This window comes from uncultured Pseudoteredinibacter sp. (assembly GCF_947500695.1).
Taxonomy (GTDB): domain Bacteria; phylum Pseudomonadota; class Gammaproteobacteria; order Pseudomonadales; family Cellvibrionaceae; genus Pseudoteredinibacter.
This window is the reverse complement of sequence record NZ_CANMSS010000001.1, coordinates 428,421-450,958: the sequence shown is the minus strand read 5'-3', so window position 1 is coordinate 450,958 and position 22,538 is coordinate 428,421. Positions and strand designations below refer to the sequence as shown.

The window sequence follows — 22,538 nt, the reverse complement described above, 5'->3', positions numbered from 1 at the left end:
TGCTCTTTCACTGTAGTACCGTACTTCAGTGATCACGGTAAATTTTTTTACTTAGTATTCTTTTATTTATTTGTTGCGCTTTCTAGTACGTAGTCGTAGTTGTTTCGCTGCGCTTTATTGTTGCTTTTCATGGCTTGTTTTTCTTCTATTTTATTCCACTTTAGTAGTTAATCATATTGCAAGCAGGCAACAAAGTGCTTTTAACAACAATATTCACTTATATTTATAAGTGCTATTCTATTACGTACTGCAAAGCAGCGTGATACCAGCTTTTAGTGATTCACAGGCCTTGGCTTGGCGCTTAAAGCAGTTAATTTTCGCTTCATGACCTATTCCTCACCAGCACCATCCATTTCCTCTTCCTGGGCGCTCTCTATTAGAGCATCAACCAAGTCATCATCACTGTACAAAGCCGATGTTTCAGCGCTATTGCGCACAGAGGAATTACTATTAATAAATACCTTAATTTCAGAGAACACAGCCAAACTGATATTGATCTCTGGTTGTACAGTAACGACTTTTTCCTCAGGTACATTCACATTGATAGAGTCTGCATTAATAGTTGCCGTCTGCGAAGTCGTAACCTGCCCCACAATATTAATATCACTATTGGAATTAATATTACTCTGGCCCAAGGCGTTTAAATCGCCTCCTACATCTACAGAGCCTTCAACTTGCAACTGTCCGGAACCATCCAAATTTAGATTTGTATCCGTAGACAAACCTCCATTTAAAACCAGGCGAGCATCATCAATAATATCGACATCACCCTGACTGGAAAGATCTCCCGCTACAGTAATTACACTGGAATCAGTGGCTTGCAAGCCATTACCAAGGATTACATTGGAGCCAATATTTGCGCTTGCCGCTCCCGAACTATTGAAAGTACCTAGAGTCTGTAGAGAACCTGACACATTCAGTTGGCTATCATCTGATATAGCGAGGCCACCAGTAAATCCGGCATCACCAACCACATCTAGCTGTACTTGCCCAGCCAGATTGAGATCACCATCTAAGTTAAGATCCCCTACCTGTAACTGGGCATCGCCGCTTAAGAGCAAAGATTGCACATTAGGTAAGTTGATTTGCTCTATAGACTCAAAGCGTTGCAAAGCTTCCACGCCATCATAGTCAATCGAACCGATTGATGATGTTTCAAAATCAATTGCAACAGTCTCTAGAGCGGCAAAACTCAAACTGTCTTGTCCACCGCCTCCATCAATGCGCTCGACACCGGCAAATCGATAAGAACCACTTTCAACAATACCTATATCGATCAGGCTGAAACTATTATCTGAATTGTTACCGGTCAATTGGTTAGTGTTATCGATTAACTCAACTGAGCGAATTTCCGTATCCGCTATCAAAAGGTTATTGTTTTCTAGTAATAGGCTGTCAAAGCCAGCTGCATCCAGACGATCACTACCCGCCCCCGCTTGCAGTATTTGTACACCCTGAAGCTGAAAATCATTAACTCGGAAAGATTGCTCAGCTAAAAGCTCAATATTGGCATCGAAACCAGATAGCTCGAGTTCACCCACCTGAGTAAAACTCTGTATATTGGCTAAATCTACCGAGGCCGAAGCAACGGAACCGCCTTCTATTTTTAGCCCTAAGCCAGCTAACTGCAGACTATTACTACCAGCTCCAGCATCTACTGAGCTAACAGCAGCAAATTCATAGTTGAGCAAAGAGAATTTATCTTCCTCGTCACGACTTAAAATATCATCTGCATCGCTCAACACCAGTGCACCCGTGTTGGAAAAGAATTCAACGCCGCTAAAAGTAATACCTTCTACACTGAAGCTATCTAGGGACAACATATTCAATCCGCGACCAGCGACATCAAGGCTATCACGCCCTCCCCCAGCATCAACTAAGTTCACATCTGAAAAGTTAAAGCCCGATACTGAGATCGAACCATTGGACTCAATTTGAAAACTCTCATCCTGTGTACTGCCACGCACCGTACCAGTATTGGCAATTTCTTCAATATTACTAATACGAAAATCACCTACGGTAAAACCGTCACTCTGTAAATCAGCACCCAGACCATTCAGGTCAATCGTATCCAAGCCACCAGCACCATCTAAGCCCGTCACAGCACTGAACTGAATTCCGGCAATGGTAAGCTGATTACTTGGGAGAAGTTCGTAACGCTCAGCTTGCGCAGTGCCGACCAACTGACCTGTATTACTAACGGAATTTAGCCCTCGAATAGAGATGCCTGCTGCTAGAATCTCACCAGCCGATGTCAGCTGCGCTCCTCTAGAGCCTATATCTCCGCTTGTAGCCTCAAGGCTGGAAAGGCCGCTAAAGCGAAAGCCCGCCGTTTGAATTTCATTGTCATTGAGAACCGTAAAAGACTGCACGCCACTCAAGTCACTGAGTTGAGAGAAACTATTAATATTGACAAAGCTGATGCCGCTACTGACTAAACGAGCGCCATTCAAAATCGCCGCTGCATTGTTCAACACGACCGAGCTACCGCCGCTTACTTCACTAACGCCCGCGAAGTTAATACTATTAACAAGAACCGATTGATTGCCTTGCACTTGATAGCTTTCATTAGCTCCAAATATTTGCCCAGTGTTTGAAACTTGAGTAATTCTACTAATATCAATGTTGCGAGAGTTAAACCCACCGGCCTGTAAAGTGGCACCAGCGCCATCCAAATCGACTTGATTTTGCAGTCCAACGTCACCGATCAAGGCATCCACGCCAATAAACAAGACACCAGTACTCAGGTCTCGAACCTGCCCATCCGCTTCAATAAGAAAAGAAGTACTGGCATTGTTACCAAGTAATGTAAGCGCTCCAGTTTCAGCAAATACTTCAAAGTTCTGAAAATCTATTCCTTGAACTATATTGGCGCCACTGTTAATTTCTAAACCAGTGTTGAAAACCGCCAAAATATCATCTTGGCCACCGCCATCTACGGCCTCAATGTTTTCAATTAAAATTCCGGACGTAGTCGGAGCCTGGTAAGTCACTTGATTATCCGCGAAACCACTTGGGCTTCCGGCACTGGCAACTAGAGCAAATTGGTCCACCATATCGGTACCAATTACGGAGTCAGTACCCGCAGCCGCGTCTATTCCTGTGACGCCCCAAAAAAGCGCCGTATTAGAATTCCAGCTGGTATCTGCGGCGCCCGCAGCAATAAAATCAAAGCTGTCATCGCCTGAAGATCCTAGCATTGCACCAACATTTCGATAGTTTGCCACATTGGTTACATTTATCGATTGGGCAAGTACCCCGCTTGCCGTTAGTTCAGCACCGCTATTATTAATATCTAACTCATCATTACCAACAGCCCCATCAAGCTGATCAACACCACTAAAGGTAACGACGGCACCATTTATGTCGATTTCAATCTCATTAGCAGAATTACTATTAAAGGAATCGTCACCAGGCGTCCCAGCTAGCGTACCGGTATTTGAAACAAGCTCGTGAGAAAAATCGATGCCTTGACTATTGAAACCGCCAGCGGTGACCGTTGCATTTTGATCATTAAGATCAACAGTATCATCAGCCTGGGATACGACTTCAGTTACACCGTTATAAGTTCGCTCTGAAGAGTTTGCCGTTAGCGAGCCACTACCTTGCACAATAAAATTATCCGCAGCGGCAGCATTTCCTGTTAAAACAGCAACGTTATTGGTGATCTCATTATTACTCACCACCACACCATTAACGGTATAGTCTGTGCCAGCTACGCTGACCCCGGCTGCTGACGCATCGAGATTATCACCAGAGCCAGCACCCGCATCATAGCTATCAACCTGATTGAAGCTTATACCGTTATAGCTTAATTGCTTATTGGCCGAAATCGTGACTGCATCATCAGCGCTCGTACCACTGACAGTGTTGCTATTATTCACAAGCGCAACATCGCTGACTGATATACCACGACTGGTAAAACCTGTCGCAGTTAAATTGACACCCTGACTCTGCACATCCAGGCTGTCGCCTGTAGCACTTCCACCAGCTAGCGTATCGACTCCATTAAAGCTAATGTTACTGCCATTTACTTGCACACTAATTTGATTATTGGCGCTCGCGGTAAAGGCTTCTGAATTGTTAGTACCGGTGAGCGTACCTGTATTGGCTGCTGCAGCATGGTCGAAGGCAATATTTTGGCTGCTAAAACCTGTAGCCGTTAAGGTGGCATTTTGATCATTAAGATCAACAGTATCATCAGCCTGGGATACGACTTCAGTTACACCATTATAAGTTCGCTCTGAAGAGTTTGCCGTTAGCGAGCCACTACCTTGCACAATAAAATTATCCGCAGCGGCAGCATTTCCTGTTAAAACAGCAACGTTATTGGTGATCTCATTATTACTCACCACCACACCATTAACGGTATAGTCTGTGCCAGCTACGCTGACCCCGGCTGCTGACGCATCGAGATTATCACCAGAGCCAGCACCTGCATCATAGCTATCAACCTGATTGAAGCTTATACCGATATAGCTTAATTGCTTATTGGCCGAAATCGTGACTGCATCATCAGCGCTCGTACCACTGACAGTGCTGCTATTATTCACAAGCGCAACATCGCTGACTGATATACCACGACTGGTAAAACCTGTCGCAGTCAAATTGACACCCTGGCTCTGCACATCCAGGCTGTCGCCTGTAGCACTTCCACCAGCTAGCGTATCGACTCCATTAAAGCTAATGTTACTGCCATTTACTTGCACACTAATTTGATTATTGGCGCTCGCGGTAAAGGTTTCTGAATTGTTAGTACCGGTGAGCGTGCCAGTATTGGCTGCTGCAGCATGGTCGAAGGCAATATTTTGGCTGCTAAAACCTGTAGCCGTTAAGGTGGCATTTTGATCATTAAGATCAACAGTATCATCAGCCTGGGATACGACTTCAGTTACACCGTTATAAGTTCGCTCTGAAGAGTTTGCCGTTAGCGAGCCACTACCTTGCACAATAAAATTATCCGCAGCGGCAGCATTTCCCGTTAAAACTGCAACGTTATTGGTGATCTCATTATTACTCACGACCACACCATTAACGGTATAGTCTGTGCCAGCTACGCTGACCCCAGCTGCTGACGCATCGAGATTATCACCAGAGCCAGCACCTGCATCATAGCTATCAACCTGATTGAAGCTTATACCGTTATAGCTTAATTGCTTATTGGCTGAAATAGTGACTGCATCGTCGGCGCTCGTACCACTGACAGTGTTGCTATTATTCACAAGCGCAACATCGCTGACTGATATACCACGACTGGTAAAACCTGCCGCAGTTAAATTGACACCCTGACTCTGCACATCCAGGCTGTCGCCTGTAGCACTTCCACCAGCAAGTACATTAACACCGTCAAAGCTTCGGTTGCTGCCGTTTACTTGTACGCTGATTTGATTAGCTACGCTCGCTGTAAAGGTTTCTGAGTTCGTGGTGCCTATCAAGGTTCCTGTATTTATGGCAGAGCTATGATCAAATGCGATATTTTGACTAACAAATCCCGTAGCATTTAAAGTAGCATTCAAATTATTCAAATCGACTGTATCTTCGGTGTTACTGAAGACACTCGCCACTCCCTCAAACACCATGTCCCGCGCAGCTACAGTATTTAAACCGCTTACCAAGAAGGTATCTACGTCTCCACTTGCACCATGCAGTGTTGCGTTGCTGCCACTCAGCAGCTCGATATTATTGGCAGTAAAGCTACTTGCTTGTAAATGATTGACTTGGACGGACTCATCACCGGCTAAAAGAAAACTGGAGACAGCTCCACTTATGCGATCTTGATCGCTATCATCGCCGGCTTCACCACCATCTAAAACAGTGACGCCATTAAAGCGAATACCATTTACTGTGATTCCGCCTGCCCCATCGATCACAAAATGTTCTGGAGCTGCGGTTGCTGTTAGTTCATCCGTCTCAATCACTTCGCCAATGCCACTAAAGGTGATTGAACGACTGTCAAAACCCGTAGCAACTAAATCAGCATTACTATTGTTTAAATCGGCCTGATCATCACCGCCGCCACCTATAACCTCATTGACCCCACTGAATACTGTGTCCGAACCATTTATATTGACCGTTACTTGATTAGTAGCCGATGCATCAAATTGATCATTACCAGAAGTGCCAGTTAATTCTCCTGTATTACTCGCACTACCATGACTAAAGTCGATATCCAGACTGCTAAAACCTGTCGACGATAAAGTTGCGTCCTGACCATTTAAATCAAGCACATCGTCAGCCTGACTTATTAGTGAATCAACATCATTAAAAAGCCTTGAGCCAGACGCGACACTAATGCTGTTCAAGCCTTCGACCCGAAAGTTGTCTTGGCTGCTACCACCGGTCAATTGCGCAACATTATTTGCAGTTTCATTGTTACTCAGCAGTACACCATTAATAATGTAGTTACTACCATCGAGCTGCACACCGGCATTATTTGCATCTACAACATCTGCGCTTCCGCCAGCAGCATTATAATTATCGACACCACTAAAACTTATCGAAGGACCACTAACTTCTTTAGTCCCAGTTATAGCAACACTGTCATCAGCGGCAGACCCCGTTAAGTTAACGGTGTTAGTGGCACTCTCAATATTACTTACACCGATACCGCGACTGTTGAAGCCTGTCGCTGTAAGTGTTGCCCCATGAGCAGACAAGTCTAAACTGTCAGCTGTACCACCCGCGCCGTCTAAGCTATCAACGCCTCCAAAGACTCTATTACTACCGTCAATAACAACACTTACTTCATTCTCCGCGCTTGCACTAAATGACTCATCTGCGGCGGTACCTGTTAACACACCCGTATTTAGGGCAGCTGCATGATCAAAGTTGATGCCCTGACTGCTAAAGCCACTTGCCGTGATAAGTGCATCTTGATCATTTAGGTTCACAACATCGTCGGCTTGCGTGACAACAGCGGAGACACCATTAAAAGTTCTCGCACCAGCGTCAACCGTTACGCTCTCGGCCCCCTGAACGACAAAGGTATCGCTTGCTACCCCGCCAGTTAAAGCCCCTGTATTTAAAGCACTCGCATGATCAAAGCTAATACCCTGGCTACTAAAACCAGTCGCGCTAATAAGTGCGCCCTGGTCATTTAGATTCACAATATCATCAGCTTGTGTCACTACCGTTGTGACGCCATTATAGGTTCTAGTGCTGCCATTGGCTGTTACGCTAGCGCTACTACCTTGAACAACAAAGGTATCAGTCGTTCCACCACCTGTTAGCAGCGCTACGTTATCGCTGATTTCGTTTTGCGTAACGGATATACCGTTAACCGTATAGTTTTGACCATCTAGTACAGCACCGAAACCGCCGAGGTCAAGCGTATCGCTGGCACCAGCAGCGGCGTCGTAACTGTCAACATTATTAAAAGTTATACTTCCAGCGAGAAGTTGCTTTGACGCGGTGACAGTCAATGAATCATCATTGCTAGTTCCTGTTAATGTCGTCGTATTATTGACGAGCTCAACATCGCTTACTGAAATACTGCGGCTATCAAAACCAGAAGCGCTTAATACTGCCCCCTGATTAGAAACATCAAGACTATCCCCAGTGCCGCTACCACCATATAAGCTAGTAACACCATCAAATACCACATTACTGCCACCAACAGATACCGTGATTTGATTTTCAGCAGTGGCCGTAAAGGATTCAGCACTACTTGTACCTGTTATGCTATCGGTATTGCTGACACTGTTAATATCGCTAATTTCGATATCATTAACTGTGTAACTACTTAAACCTAACTGCACTCCCGAATTGGCGGCATCAACTGAATCGTTATTATTGTTACCCGCTACACTATTTACGCCGGTAAAATTGATGGCTTGAGCCAACACATCAACATTTAGCGCATTGGCGCCGGTAATGAAAAAATCACTTCCTGTTGTCGACGCGTTCAGCGAGTTACTTCCGCCAGCCCCTAGATTAAAATTAATAGCCGAAGCGCTGATATTATTAAAATCCAAGCCCAGATTGTTTAAATCAAGAGCATAGTTACCCGCCTTATAGTTAAACGATAGAGAACCCGCGGTGCTGAGCAGCGCTGTAGGATCGACGTTATAGCTCAACATATCTAAATTGATATTGGCTGCGGTAATATTACTGTTTATAAAAACCTGATTTTGGGCATCTAAGTTAACGTCACCGGTAATATTGATGTTGTTATTAAGAATAATATCTGTCTCGGCCTGCAAGGTAAGACTATTACCACTGACTGAGCTAATATCAGCAGATAAGGTCAGATTTCCAGAACCAGCCATGCCCGCGTCATAATCTGATGTAGTAATCACAACATTATTATTGACTAGATCAATCGTTGATACTGAGATTTGATTAGGGCCAGCTGCCATACCTGCAACGATTTCCAACTCACCAGGGTCTAATAGCCATGTGCCTGTTTGACCAGTGCGAGCATGCGTACTAACCTTTCCGCTAACGCTTAGCTGATTAAGCGATGAGGTTTCTACTAAGCCGCCATCACCAGCTTGAGTACCGCCCTGGGCCGATATTAAACCCTGGAAATCAGTACTGTTGTCAGACCAAAGAATAACTTCTCCGCCATTTCCAGCGTGCACTGCATCTGCATAAATTTTTGCACCGTCAGCAACATATAGACTTTGAGCGTTTTGGAAGCCCTTTAAGCGACCGAGATAGCCACCACCGATTAAGGCCTGCCCACCACCAAACTGACCGCTTACATCGACAGTCGCCGAAGCGGCTAGCTGGATATCCTCTGCCTGTACCCATACTCTGCCGCCGACGTCTCCACGAGAAACAATATCTCCTAAGAGCTCAACAGACTTACCGGCAATATCAACACTGCCTGAGTTATTGTCCCCAGAGCTATCTATATTGCCATTCATTTTAATGGCGCCATTGGCAGCAATACTTACCTCGCCGCCATCAAAACCCGTCGCCTCAATAATGCCCTCATGGTTGACGGCTAGATCAAATAAATCCTTCGCTGATTCAGCCTGCATGATGACCCTAGCAGACTCACCTTCTATCTTTCCCTTATTATCAATAGCTGCCTTAAGGCCCGCATCGTTATTGACTACCTCTTGAGTAACTTTAACGCCAAGAAAATTTTGATCATCGAAAGTCAGGTAGAGCTCACTGCCCGCCGCCAGCGAAACATAACCCATATTAGCGCTCAATATACCTTCGTTAGAGATAGATTCCCCAAGAAGATTTACAAAGCCACCAGTCGCCGCGGAAATTAAGCCATGATTGATAATACGCCCCTGGCTGGCATCGACATCTTTGAAATAAAAATTACCGTTTAGAAAATCTTCTTTATCTAGCCATAGGCTACTGGCAGTGAAGCTGCCAGCATTAATCAGCGCATTTTCACCAAATATCATTCCCCGTGGGTTGATAAGCAAGACGTTACCGTTGGCATTGATCTGGCCATTAATTTGGCTAGGGCCATTTTGTAAAATATGATTGAGTACCCAAGCTTGATTATTGGGCTGAAGAAAATTTACGACTTCCTGGCTATCGAGATCAAAACTACTCCATTCTACGGTTAATAAGTCGCTAACCTGGTTAACGTTGGTAATATTGGCGTTTTGCTCAATATTACCAATACCCTGAACCACCCGCCCACCTTCCGGCGCCGCGTGTGCCTCTATTCCAAAACCTGCTATCACAGTTAATTGAGCTAATCCTACAGCCACGGCTAGGGGCTTTCTGCAATTTTTACTGCTTGCTTTAGCTCTACTGAAATTGAAATTTGTCATAATCAATACCTTGCAAACTAAATCCGATAGCTCAAGCTAAAATAAACTGTATCTTCAGGCTCTGGAACGAGCTCAGCAAAATCCACACTGACATCTTTGCTGCCGGCAAATGAATAATTCAATTCTAGATTTAAATTTTCTTGCCACTGATAATACAAAGACAATCCCGCCGCCTGGAAGCTGGCCCTACTGTCAGACTGTCCTTGCAATGCATTGAGTCGGCCTTCAGCCGCCTCAATAAAAAAGGCTACAGAAATATCATGATCATCAGAGAGAGCTTCACCCAGCCAAGAGCTAACATTAGCCAATAACTGTAGATTGCCATACACCGTCTTGTCAGCGGTAAAGTCGGCAGTAGCGAATGTCTTAACTCCATAGGGGCCACCAATAGCCTGACGCTCAAAAGTTGGCAACAAATCATCTGAATAAACGGCCTGAATTTTTGCATTCAATCGTAAAGATTGACCAGAAATCTCTACTGGCAAAAGAAACAAAGTGTCACCATTTAAAGTGAACTTTTCATAGCTTCGACTTAATACCGTATCTTTAACATCTTCTTGCTGACCAGAAAAATAACTAAAGCGCCAATCAGTCAGCGCTCTAAGTGAACTCAACAAGTAGTCCACCTTTAAATCAAGTTGATAGCCGTCAACTTCCGTTTCCAAGCCATCAACCACGGACTTATCGCCAAGCTGTAAAGTTACCGTGGTGTCAGATGACTTTTTCACTGCCGAAGCGCTTAGGCTAAAGTTAAAGTCTTTTGAGCGTAGCCAGCGATATTCCATACCTAAACTGCTGGTTGCCAAGTCACCCTGAGACAGAGCCTTATTGGCGCCAACACCCCCCAGAGCTTCGTATTGAGTCTGCTCATGGGACAGAGCAATATTTGCTTTTAGCCCTAAAAAGGGGAACTTGTACCTTGCAAAGCCATAGCTGGTATTGCTGGGCGAAGAAGCCTGTAAAACACCGATATTTAAAGAGTCGCCATAGCCAAGGGTGTTATACCAATCCAAACCGGCCAACACTCGATATTCGCCAGTTGCCTCAGAGCCATAATTGTCGCTACGAAGCTGTAGCTGCCACTTCTCCTCTTCCAAACCAAGGTTTAAGCGGGTTTGTCCGTTCACCTCACCTGGCTCAAAGAAGCCTGCTTGTACGCTCAAACCCGGAATATCATTCAAGCGAAAATACGCTGTTGAAATATCGCTGTTAACAGGTTTATCTAAATAGGCGTTAAAGGCGGATAATAGAGTCTCTCGGCGATACTTCGTTTCATCGAGATTGCGAAAGTAAACATCACCTAGGTACCCACTTGCGACTGCTAATTCCAATATACCGTCGGCGGCCCTAAAGTCCTGCTGGGGAATATAGGCCTTGGCTAAGATAAAGCCTTGCGCCCGAATATAATCTTGTAAGGTCTCTGATATTTTCTGCAAATTCGAAAAGCTCATAGCGTGCTGCTGGCGTAAAATTTCGAGCTCTGCAGTAATTAATGCATCGTGATAATTGTCATAACGTTGACCCGCTGAAGAGTCGAGAAAGGCTTGATTCAATTTAGAGGCTAGAATATTGAGATCAAACAGACTGAAGCCATGGCCAGCATCATGGCTTAGTCTGGTTTGCTTTTCCTTCTGCTGATTCAAGAAACTGAGCACCTCTTCTCGATCAATAGGAAGGTCCTGCGAAGTGCCGGCCTCGCTTAAGCGTAATTCGTTCACCCACAATAACTGCGGATTGCTTTCATCAATACAGTCGGACCAGTGAGGCTTCAAAGAGACTTTTATGCGATTTTCAGTGTTGGCCAACTGAAATAAGCAACTAAAATTGGCATCAAAAACCCGCAACAAAGTGCTCTCGACAATTTCGGCAAGATTTATGCCTTCTTGTTGCAGATAATCTTCTGCACTTCGAAGATCTTGCTTACCCCGCCAATCGTAGACCATATTGAACAAGGCTTGCTGCTGAACATCTGACAAGCGAACTCTATCAATACTCACCGGCGCACCAATATCAAGTTCAGGCATCAGTAAGCGAAGGTATTGGGCCAGTGAATCTAAAGCCTCTGGCTGAATTCGATCTGCGTCAGCGAATAGCTTTTCACGCTTGCGTAATTCGACCTGTAAGGCCGGCAATTGTTGTAACCACCATGCTTTATCAAAATGTGTTAGCAAAGCCGTATCGAATTGTTGATCTGCCGTTTCGGACGAGGGTTTCAGCTCAGTTTCCAACAGTTCCAATTCAAAGTTCTGATCAAAAAGCTGGAGACTAAGATTTTCCTGCTGTGCCAATGCGATGCTCGGGACTACGTTGCTCAGAACAACAATACTCGGAAGAACAAGGACTAGAAACCGGCATAATGTCTTAATGAACTTCATGGTAACAACTTCACTACCCGAAAACCTGACAACTGGTCACCAGCACTTGAAATGATATCCAAGCTGTCTAGTGTGCACTGTTCCATCGCAGTTTTATGATCAGCCCCTGCGGCCCTGACACCATCCGGGTGATTTACGACCTCTCGTGCATTACCGATATGATTCACCAAGCCCCAACGATTACCCGCCCCCATATCGATCGGCAATAAGCTGTCACCTTTCTGAATACCTCTCGATTTCAAAGTACAATTGCGACCAGTATCCAGTGTAGATTGTCGCGCTGAGGCTGCTCGATACCACTGTTGGTAATTGGGAATTTGATATTCGAAACCTGTACGCTCACTTAGCCATTGGGCGTAAGCTCGATAAAGCTCCACAGAGTAACCCGTCACCGGCATATTTGCGGAACCCTGCTTAGCTTCACAGCTTCCACTTTGCACACAAAAATTGTTGAAGTCTTCAATGCTAATTTCATATTTTGAAATTGCATAAGGCTTCTGCCCCTCAACTTTCGGGATTACCACCAGTTCCGGTCCACGCTGATCGTCTTCATTTAAAAAACGATCACGGCAACTATAGCGCTGCCCTCTACCAGCAAAAGACGATTTACAACTGTTCCAAGGATATATTTCCATACTAGAAAAACGATCAGCGGCAAATGGAAATAGCTGCGTGGCGAGAGCTGCCTTTATCTTTGCATCTTGAGTATTGCCGTAGCCATAAACCTGAATACAGTCAATCAGCTGAGCTACACTGGTCTGCTGAGCACTTGCAATATCGTCTTGGTATACCGGGTACTTAGTTCTTAAACTATCAAAACCAGCGGCTAAAGCTCGTAAATCTAAGTTAAAACTGCCTCCGCGGCCTTCACGCAATAAACCAGCCTGACACTGCTCAGCTTCGCTTAGCAACTGGCTTTTATCCGCCTCAAAAGCTGCCAATAAACGACGCCTCTCAGCTGCTAGCCTTGCCCTTTCTCGTGCTTCAGCTTGAGCGGCCAACTCTGCCTGATGAGCCTTATATTGCCGATCAATTTGCTGTTCAACTTTTTGTAGCTGTGCTGAAGAGGAGTTTAGGGTTTGTGCACGGGTAAGCAATCGACGAGCCTCATCAAATTTCCGATCATCTGAAGCATCTGAAGCACCAGCAAGATAGGCATCACTTAAAGTGAAGTTATAATTACTCGCCCAATTGGCCAAGGTCTGCTTCGCCTGCTGAGTTTTTAAACTATGCTCTTCGAGTACCTTTTTGAAGTCAGCTCGATCGGCAAGAGTATGACCTTGCAAATCTTCTCGCCAAGATTCATCTTTATAAACCTGCAGCAATTCATTCATTATTACCGCAGTCTGACGCTGCCAAAGCGCGCCAGTATCAAAACTTAAACTTCTTTGGTCCAGCAGTGACTGTAACTCACCGGACTTATCATTTAGCTTTGAATACTGGCTTGAAAGGTCGTCAGACACAGACTGGACCTGCCTTTGTAAATCCATTTCCTGTTGCTGTATGGCTTGCTGCTGCGCTAGCGCCTGCTTTTCAATCTCAAGCTGTTTTTCTTTCTCATTGGATTGGTAAGCTCGATAGCCAACCAAACCCAATAGTAACAGGACAGCCACCGAGCCCATCGCTACCGGCCTGCGCCATGGGTTAACAATAGGTACAAATTCATTTAAAAAGTCATCAACGGTGGCGAAACGATTGGCTCGTTTTAAGGCCAAGCTTCGGCGCAGTGCTTTCCATTGGCGACGATTCAACTGTGGCAAGCGTTTAAGCTTTAAACGCTGAATAGCGACTTGATCTGCAGGTTGCTTTTCAAAGGGATGCTTACCGCTTAACAGCTCGTAGACGATGCATCCGAGGGCATACACATCACAACTTGGTAGCGGCTCTTCCCCTAGCAGCATTTCCAAACTGGCATAAGCGGGGGTCAATGCACCGAGGCTGTTTGGGTCGAATACAGTTTTATCGTCTTTTTGATCGGTTTCTACGCTCGAAACTGCACGGGCAATGCCAAAGTCAATAACCTTGGCCACATCGCCATCACAAAGAAATACATTGCCTGGTTTAAAATCGGCATGAGTAATGCGATGGCGGTGGGCATGGGCAAGCGCATCACCCATTTGACGGGTTAAATTCAAGACCTGTGTAAGCGGCAAGCCCTCAGGCTTTTCTTTAATAACATCCTCTAACGAAGCGCCCGACAAGAGCTCCATGGTCATAAAGACCATATCGTGATCTCGATCGAAATCGAATACCTGAACAATATTCGGGTGAGCTAGTGTTTGCGATTTGCGCGCTTCACGCTGTAGAGAAATAAACGCAGAAGGATGATTTTTAAAATTTTCATTGAGGACTTTTACTGCTACCCATGGGTCTCGATCTTTCGCTTCGACCTTACGTAGATCCTTGGCTTTATAGACGGCGCCCATGCCGCCAGCACCCAGTAGCGACTCCAATACAAAACGATCTTTTATGACCGTTCGGCCCTGCTCGTCCAGCTGTCCAGTGATAATAAGATCAGGAGACATAGCACTGGGAACCGTGACGTTTTCGCCTTGTGCTGCCTTACTATCTTGAATGAATTGGGTCGCATTGACAGAGCCGCCAAGCATAATGGTACGATCGTCACCGGTTCCTGGCGCTTGAATAAACTGGGTTTTTTCAGTGGCTTTGGGATCGTCTAACTCAGCACTTCCCAGCAAAACAGTTTTGTCACTACTGTCAGCTTGGGGGGAATATTGAATTTGCGTCTTATCTAGATCTTCAGATATCAGTGGATTGTTGGGCACCGAGCTCTCAACGCCCTGAATGACAGTTTTATCCTGACTGGGTTGCTCGGTTCTGCTAGCGTCCCCTTTTGTGTCACCAGAAGAACTTGTGCCAGCTATAGGTTGCTTATCTTTACTCACGACTTCATCCCGGCTAGACCAGTCGCACTCCGTATGCGACTTGAATGATGCTGGCTAGCCTGGAAAAAGCGCTAATTCACAGTATTACCTTGTTTGCGATCCATATTGATTAATTGCAACTGCTGTTCATAGGCTGCGGCAAAGTCTTCAATAAACTGATCATTTACAGAGCTACGCTGTGCGCCAACCATCTGTTTATAATAATCTTTATACATATCCCAAGGTTTCTGCTTCGATGAAAACAGGCCCTTGGCTTGGCTCATTTGAGCAAATTCACTTTCCAACTGGTCGGGATGAAAACGCATCATCATTTGCTGAGATGCTTGCATCATCGCCGCCATCATCGCTACCTGGTGGTCCGCGATATCCTGGAAAGCTTCTTTAATACTGTTAGCTGGAGCCATATAGCCTTCGCCCGACTTGGCGAACATGGTCTCCAAAGCCTCATCAGCCGAAACAGAGAACTTTAATGCGTTATTGTTTGCTGGCTGTATTTGGGTCATATCCATATGCAGCTGGCTTTTCATATTTCTCCGATTACCCAATATGACCATAACGCCTTCAACGCAGCGTTTAACCACATCACAAATCTCAGAGGAAATACCGTTTAGCTGCTCTTCGCTCATTCCTTGCAAGCCCAGTTGCAATGCTAATTGGACAGGGTCTGAAGTAGAATTACAATCCCTTACCTGAGGGGGAATAGCCGAAGAAGCCGGCGATTGAGACGCCATTTGTGGAATGGATGAATTCTCAGCAGCAATACTCACCACATTTGATTGTGGGGACTGGCTTGGCTGCGCACTTAGATTGACCTTTAGCAGATACTCACCTGCCCCTAACATTTCGCCTTGAGAGATTACATGGCGACGACCGACGCCTAGAGATGTTGGAGAGCCATCGATAAAAAGCCCATTAGCCGACTGGTCGATAATGGTAAATTGGCCACCTTCAAAGGTAATGACAGCATGATTGGAAGACACATAGCGCTGAGGGTCTACTAGCACAATATCGTTATTGGCCGCACGCCCTAGTCGACAACCAAGCGCCCAGAACCGAAACGACTTACCCAGCATATGTTCGGCGCCGTGGGGGGCTTTTTGAACCGTTAACGTTAACTCCATCACTGGCCTCGTTATCTATGAGAGGGTTGCCTTCCAATGAACCCGATTCTACTAGTTATCTACTGTCAACCTTAACAATTATGTCCTTACGTTTGCAACTTAAAGTAACTTCTTATCTTTGCCTTACCTTAAGTATGGCACACTGCCGCCGTAAACATAGCATATAGCAGCCATGTTTAAACAGTTGAGGGTTTAAACGCCAAGCCACAACAAGGGGCAACAGGCCATATAGATTTAAGCGCCCTCTTACCAAAGCTGGCGCCTAAACACACCACTAGCTTTAACTGTGCGCCCAACTCTGGCAATGTCAGTAATGCTTTGGCTGCTAGACTTAATTAACAGATACACCTATATAAACAGTATTGCCAATGCACTGCTCTAATTAGCTAACAATAAAGAGTATAAGCAAGCTACTCATTAAGGAGCCACACATGACACAACACTCTAGTGCCGTTCAAAGTGAAATAGATGAATTTATGCAAGGCCTAGTTCGTCGTAACCCAGGCGAATCTGATTTTCACCAAGCCGTACATGAAGTCGCCGAAACGATCATCCCTTATATTCAAGACAAGCCGATCTACAAAGAGGCCCGAGTCTTAGAGCGCATGACAGAACCCGATAGAATTGTCAGCTTTCGAGTGTGCTGGGAAGATGACGAGGGTAATGTCCGCGTTAACCGTGGCTATCGAGTACAGTGCAATAATGCCATCGGCCCCTACAAAGGCGGCTTACGGTTTCACCACGATGTCACCCTCTCCACTTTAAAGTTTCTAGCTTTTGAGCAAACCTTTAAAAACAGCCTAACGGGTTTACCTATGGGTGGCGGTAAAGGTGGTTCTGACTTTAACCCTAAGGGCAAATCCGATCGTGAAGTAATGCGCTTTTGCCAAGCCTTTATGACTCAGCTGTTCAGACATATCGGTGCCGATACCGACGTGCCCGCCGGCGATATCGGTGTTGGAGGTCGAGAAATTGGTTATATGTTTGGCCAACACAAACGTCTTACCAACGAGTTCACCGGCATTCTTACCGGTAAAGGCCTTGAATATGGCGGCAGCCTTGTCAGAACAGAGGCTACCGGCTTCGGCGCTGTATATATGCTGGAAGACATGCTGAAGGTGCGCAATCAAAGCCTAGCTGGCAAGACAGCCGTGGTATCTGGCTCGGGTAATGTTGCAAGCTATGCCAGCAAAAAGCTTATCGAACTTGGCGCCAAGGTACTAACACTATCAGATTCTTCTGGCTTTATTCATGATCCAGAGGGTATCGATGAAGATAAGCTGGACTTCGTCCTGCATCTGAAAAATGTTAAGCGCGGTCGAATTTCAGAGTATGTTGAAGAGTACCCAGGCGCGAGCTTTCATGCTGGCGAGCGCCCATGGAAGGTACCCTGCGACTTGGCCTTCCCTTGTGCTACTCAAAATGAGCTGCACGAGGAAGATGCTTTGGCGCTGGTTAAAAATGGCTGTATGGCTGTATCAGAAGGCGCCAATATGCCCACCACTGCTGGCGGCGTAGAAGTATTTCAAAAAGCTCGCATCATGTATGCACCGAGCAAGGCAGCAAATGCCGGTGGTGTTGCGGTATCCGGCTTGGAAATGAGCCAGAACTCTGCGCGTATCTCTTGGGATGAAACCAATCTAAATCGCCAACTACGCAATATTATGCAGACCATTCACGACAACTGCATGGAATACGGCCAACAGCCTGGTGACGATTACATCGATTATGTCCGAGGCGCCAATATTGCAGGTTTTAACAAGGTCGCTAACGCCATGATTGCCTACGGTGTTATCTAGCCTACTCACTTCGACTTACAAGCCATGGGCGTGCCTCTGCACGCCTGACTCAAAGCGCCCCGCGGGGCGCCTGTCTGTTTTTTAACCTTCCTGAAAATGCTCTGACCGCCCCAACCCTCTTTAAATTCTATTGCTAAAACTAGCCATGCTATGGATAAGTAATCCTAGGTAATTTTGTGTTAACCTAAGATCTCTTACTCTACGATAAGAGTAGCAATGAATGCGTGGCTCAAAGCGATGAGCAAAGCCGCGCAAGCAGAACTCAAAATAAAAACCTAGAAATCAGTACTTCGGCAACGGCGGCATGTCTTTATTTCGCGCAGCACTATATCCAATATACAGCCGCTTACCTCTCGGCAGAAACCGCGTAGCGATCTTAGAATGGCTATTTTTGCTAGCAGTTTGCGTTATCGTATTACTTAGCCTGCAGCGTTATCTAGCTCCGCCTCAGCAACGGGCAACAAACCCGCAATCAGAGATCGATATCGCCATTAAGCCGGTCTCTAAAAAAACAGCCACAAAAGCTTCCAAACGAGCCAGCTCGATTCTTGATACCCAAGCACAAAGTTGGCAAGAGCTCGACCAGGTGCAACTCGTTGGTTTGGTTCGCAGTAGTGCTAAACAGTCTTTCGCCATCATACGTTGGCACGACGAACAATTACTTATGTCAGTGGGTGAGCATTTACCAGAGCAAAAAAACGTCACCATTAAAGCCATCGCCGCAGATAACATTACCCTCACTGGCCCCTGGGGCGAAAAGCGATTAGGGCTTAATGGAAAAGAAATAAGTGAAGAAACAACAGCAACTGTCATCAAGCTGCCACAACTAAAAACGATTGTACTGCAGCAGCCAAATTCGCTTGCCGATCACATTCAGGCTCAAGCTAACTATGAAAACGGCAAGCTCAGCAGCTTATCTCTTTCACCAAGTAAATCCGCTACACTATTCAATCAAGCTGGATTAGAAACAGGTGATCAGCTAACCCACATCAATAATACCCCCATTGCTGACATTGGTTTGAGCTCCGTACCAAGGCTACTAAGCAGCGGAAAAATTGAATTACAACTCAGCCGAGACGGTACAGAACGCCAGCTGACATTGGTTTTTTAAACAGGCATTAATTTTAGGATTAAGACTCTTTACCTTTATGGATATAACAATGATAAAAAACGGTAAGATCTCATTAATAAAAATCGTTAATAGAGCGCTACTTGCAACAACGAATAAGTTGGCGTTTCGAGCCTGCTTATTGTTTGTTTTAGCTACACCCTTAGCTCTAGCCAATGAAGCCGAAAAATTTGAATTCACCATGAATGATGTTGAAATGCGTGAATTTATAACTTCCGTTGGAAAAATTACTGGGCGAACTATTATTATCGACCCGCGCGTTAAAGGCAGAGTCAATATTAATAGTCGCAAGTCATTAAGCGCTGACGAAGTTTATGAAATCTTTCTAAGTCAGCTGCAAGCTCACGGCTATATGGCCGTATTACAAGGCGAAAATATCTTAAAAGTTGTACTTGCCCCACAAGCTAAGCTTGAGGGCGGCCTGGTTTCCACCGGCGAAGATACCGAAGCCAGTGATGCCATCATCACAAGAGTCATCCATCTAGAAAACGTTGCCGCCAAAAGCTTATTGAACACTTTACGCCCACTTGTCGACGGCCGTATCGGGGTTATCAATGCTTATGAGCCCAGCAATACGCTGATTATTACAGACCGCTCGGCCAATATTAGCCGCCTATTAAAAATCGCCCAAAACGTCGACCAACAAGGCCAGCAAGATCTTGAAGCTGTACCTTTAAAAAACAGCTCCGCGGCGAGCATGGCACAACTGCTCAGTGCCCTACTTAAAGCCAATGGCGACGAAAAAACCAATAAAGTTGCCATAGCTTATGATCAAAACAGCAATAGTGTCTTGTTACGCGGCCCTAGTCGCGAACGCTTTAAACTAAGAAGCATTTTACGAGAGCTGGACAAAGGTGATGACCAGCAGCAGCGACATCAAGTTGTTTACCTTCAGTATGCCAATGCCTTGAAGCTACAAAAAATCCTACAAGGTATTGAACAACCCAAACAGGGCATCGCTGGAAAACAACAAGCTAACCCTGATAAAGCACTAAACGTTGAAGTCGATGAGGATATCAATGCCTTGATACTAACGGGTACACAGCAAGCCGTCAGCGATGCCAAAGCGCTAATCGCACAGCTGGATATCCGCCGCGCACAGGTACTCATCGAAGCAATTATCGTCGAGCTCTCGGACACCTTGGCTAAAGAGCTTGGAGTACAGTGGCTAGTAGGCAAAGACGGGCAAATTGGTGGTGGTTTAAGCAGCACCGTGGGTAGTTTAAACGCTGCCGCACTTGCTGGCGCCCTACTCACTGACAATGATAGCGCCTTAAACAATGCACTTTCTGGGGCCAACGGCCTTAATCTAGCTGGGGGCAGGATACGCGATAACGGATTGAGCTTTGCTGTACTAATTAATGCTCTCGCAGAAAATACCGACTCTAACATCCTCTCCACACCCAGCCTATTAGTCACAGACAACGAAGAAGCCTCTATTCTAGTCGGTCAAGAAGTCCCATTTATTACCGGCTCAACAACCGGCAGTAATAACAGCAACCCCTTCCAAACCATTGACCGCAAAGAAGTCGGCATCAAATTAGAAGTTAAGCCTCAAATCAATGAAGGCAACGCGATTCAGCTCAAAATACAACAAGAAGTTTCTTCATTAACCGGACTACAAGCCTCAGACTTGATCACTAATAAACGTACTTTAAACACCACCGTACTCGCCGAAGATGGCGAAACCATCGTACTTGGTGGCTTAATGGATGAGCGCATTCAGCTCGTCAATTCAAAGGTCCCCCTACTGGGCGATATCCCACTGCTGGGACGGGTGTTTCGCAGCGACAATAGCGAAAAGAGTAAGCGCAATCTCATGGTATTTTTACGCCCTACCATTATCCGTGACCAGCAACTTTTGAACGCTATTAGTCAGAAAAAATACCGTTATATTCGTGCTGAACAGCTGCTTAAACAGGAAACTGGAATCCCCCTTTTAGATAACGACATCATTCCAGTCTTACCGGTATTTGAAGAATAGGCAAATTTTTGATGGAAAAGCTGAATTTTGAATTTGCCAATCAAAACTCAATATTTGTGAGTCATAGCGATTCACAAATAAGCCTTATTTTTGTAACTGAAAACACCAGTCTAGACAGCCTACTTGAGGTACAAAGACGCTTACCTGCTGGCATTGAAGTTCAGCAACTTGAGGTGGGAGAGTTTCAAGAAAAGCTGCAGCACTTCTATCAATCTCAGAGCGAGACTTTTGACGAAGAACCTTTGAGTGAAGACTCCCTATGGCAAGCCAAGGATATTGAGTTACTGGCCGAAGGTGACGATGCCCCCATTATTAAGCTGTTTAACCGTATACTTAGTCAAGCTATTCGCCGACAAGCTTCCGACATTCATATCGAGCCATTCAAAGGTCAACTTGCCATTCGTTTTAGAATTGACGGGGTTCTACAAGAAATCCAAAACTTGCAAGGGGAAATTGCCCCACGCCTTTGCTCAAGAATCAAAGTATTAGCCGAACTCGACATTGCTGAACAACGCTTACCTCAAGATGGGCGCATGACAGTTAATCTTGCCGGCAAGCCCATAGATCTTCGAATCTCTACCATACCGGCAAATCATGGAGAGCGCTTAGTCCTTAGGATACTGGACAAGAGCCAACAGCAAATTGCAATTGATCAACTTGGATTGCCGGATCCCTTGTTACAAGAGTTTAAAAAGGCTATTCGGCAAAACCATGGCTTAGTTCTCGTTTGCGGCCCCACTGGGGCTGGCAAAACCAGCAGTCTATATGCCGCCCTCCAAGATATTCATAGCAGCGAAAAAAACATTCTGACTGTCGAAGACCCCATTGAGTATGAGTTAGCGGGAATCGGACAAGTACCCGTTAACTCAGCAATTGACATGGGTTTTGCTAAGGCACTACGTGCCATTTTAAGGCAAGACCCAGACGTGCTAATGGTCGGCGAAATTAGAGATAGTGAAACGGCCAGCATTGCCACCCAAGCCAGCTTGACAGGCCACCTAGTTTTAAGCACCTTACATACCAATAATGCCGACGAAGCGATCACACGGCTATTGGATTTAGGACAAGAGTCCTTCCTCCTCGCCAGCGCACTAAAAGCTATCATAGCTCAGCGTCTGCTGCGAAAGCTCTGCATGCAGTGCCGCATTGCCAGTGAAATATCGCCCCAACAAGCCCAACATCTTGGCCACCCTAGCCTGGTCGGCCAAACTATTTATAAAGCCAGCGGCTGTACTGAATGTGAGCAAAGTGGCTACAGTGGGCGTATTGCCGTATTTGAAATGATAGCCATAGATAAGAATGCCCAACAACAGCTGCAAAAATTGAGCCCTGAAAAACACGATTCAAAATTAGATGTTAACTTTAAAAAGGTACAAGGTCGGACCTTACACAGCCACTGTATCGACAAGCTGCTTGAGGGAGAAAGCAGCTACGACGAAATCCTACGTGTTTATAATGTAAATCAAGATTACTAA

Annotated in this window: 8 protein-coding genes; 4 read left to right on the top strand and 4 right to left on the bottom strand. The window is 45.5% G+C overall.

The genetic code is table 11. The features are described 5' to 3' along the window. Nucleotides 1-329 precede the first annotated feature (329 nt). The 4 genes from Q1A08_RS01645 to tagH form a co-directional block, all read right to left on the bottom strand. Entirely contained in the window at nucleotides 330-9,749 is a 9,420-nt protein-coding gene (locus Q1A08_RS01645; RefSeq protein ID WP_299768769.1) for a filamentous hemagglutinin N-terminal domain-containing protein, read from the bottom strand. Nucleotides 9,750-9,766: 17 nt separating this feature from the next. Beyond that, the gene (locus Q1A08_RS01640; protein ID WP_299768766.1) at nucleotides 9,767-12,124 is read right to left on the bottom strand and encodes a ShlB/FhaC/HecB family hemolysin secretion/activation protein; all 2,358 of its coding nucleotides are present in this window, start codon (nucleotides 12,122-12,124) and stop codon (nucleotides 9,767-9,769) included. Continuing rightward, entirely contained in the window at nucleotides 12,121-15,030 is a 2,910-nt protein-coding gene (locus Q1A08_RS01635; RefSeq protein ID WP_299768763.1) for a bifunctional serine/threonine-protein kinase/formylglycine-generating enzyme family protein, read from the bottom strand. The genes Q1A08_RS01640 and Q1A08_RS01635 overlap by 4 nt, the downstream gene beginning before the upstream one ends. A 71-nt stretch (nucleotides 15,031-15,101) precedes the next feature. Beyond that, on the bottom strand, nucleotides 15,102-16,151 hold the full coding sequence (gene tagH / locus Q1A08_RS01630) for a type VI secretion system-associated FHA domain protein TagH (protein WP_299768760.1): 1,050 nt from the start codon (nucleotides 16,149-16,151) through the stop codon (nucleotides 15,102-15,104). Nucleotides 16,152-16,582: 431 nt separating this feature from the next. Here tagH and gdhA point away from each other — a divergent pair, with 431 nt between their 5' ends. The 4 genes from gdhA (at nucleotide 16,583) to Q1A08_RS01610 (ending at nucleotide 22,538) form a co-directional block, all read left to right on the top strand. Further along, nucleotides 16,583-17,950 carry an NADP-specific glutamate dehydrogenase gene (gdhA, locus tag Q1A08_RS01625; RefSeq protein WP_299768757.1) on the top strand — a complete coding sequence of 456 codons (1,368 nt, stop codon included), beginning with the start codon at nucleotides 16,583-16,585 and terminating at the stop codon, nucleotides 17,948-17,950. Between the two features lie 304 nt (nucleotides 17,951-18,254). After that, nucleotides 18,255-19,061 carry a type II secretion system protein N gene (locus Q1A08_RS01620; protein ID WP_299768754.1) on the top strand — a complete coding sequence of 269 codons (807 nt, stop codon included), beginning with the start codon at nucleotides 18,255-18,257 and terminating at the stop codon, nucleotides 19,059-19,061. A 49-nt stretch (nucleotides 19,062-19,110) separates the two neighbouring features. After that, complete coding sequence (gspD, locus tag Q1A08_RS01615) at nucleotides 19,111-21,063, top strand: type II secretion system secretin GspD (protein ID WP_299768751.1); 1,953 nt, start codon at nucleotides 19,111-19,113, stop codon at nucleotides 21,061-21,063. 11 nt (nucleotides 21,064-21,074) lie between these two features. After that, a complete protein-coding gene (locus Q1A08_RS01610) occupies nucleotides 21,075-22,538 on the top strand; it encodes an ATPase, T2SS/T4P/T4SS family (protein ID WP_299768748.1) in 1,464 nt (487 codons plus the stop codon).

What these genes read in the sequence shown, in the direction of transcription:
- gdhA (WP_299768757.1), top strand. Translation starts at nt 16,583, where the DNA reads ATGACACAACACTCTAGTGCCGTTCAAAGTGAAATAGATGAATTTATG.
- gspD (WP_299768751.1), top strand. Translation starts at nt 19,111, where the DNA reads ATGATAAAAAACGGTAAGATCTCATTAATAAAAATCGTTAATAGAGCG.
- Q1A08_RS01620 (WP_299768754.1), top strand. Translation starts at nt 18,255, where the DNA reads ATGTCTTTATTTCGCGCAGCACTATATCCAATATACAGCCGCTTACCT.
- tagH (WP_299768760.1), bottom strand. Translation starts at nt 16,151, where the DNA reads ATGGAGTTAACGTTAACGGTTCAAAAAGCCCCCCACGGCGCCGAACAT.
- Q1A08_RS01645 (WP_299768769.1), bottom strand. Translation starts at nt 9,749, where the DNA reads ATGACAAATTTCAATTTCAGTAGAGCTAAAGCAAGCAGTAAAAATTGC.
- Q1A08_RS01610 (WP_299768748.1), top strand. Translation starts at nt 21,075, where the DNA reads ATGGAAAAGCTGAATTTTGAATTTGCCAATCAAAACTCAATATTTGTG.
- Q1A08_RS01640 (WP_299768766.1), bottom strand. Translation starts at nt 12,124, where the DNA reads ATGAAGTTCATTAAGACATTATGCCGGTTTCTAGTCCTTGTTCTTCCG.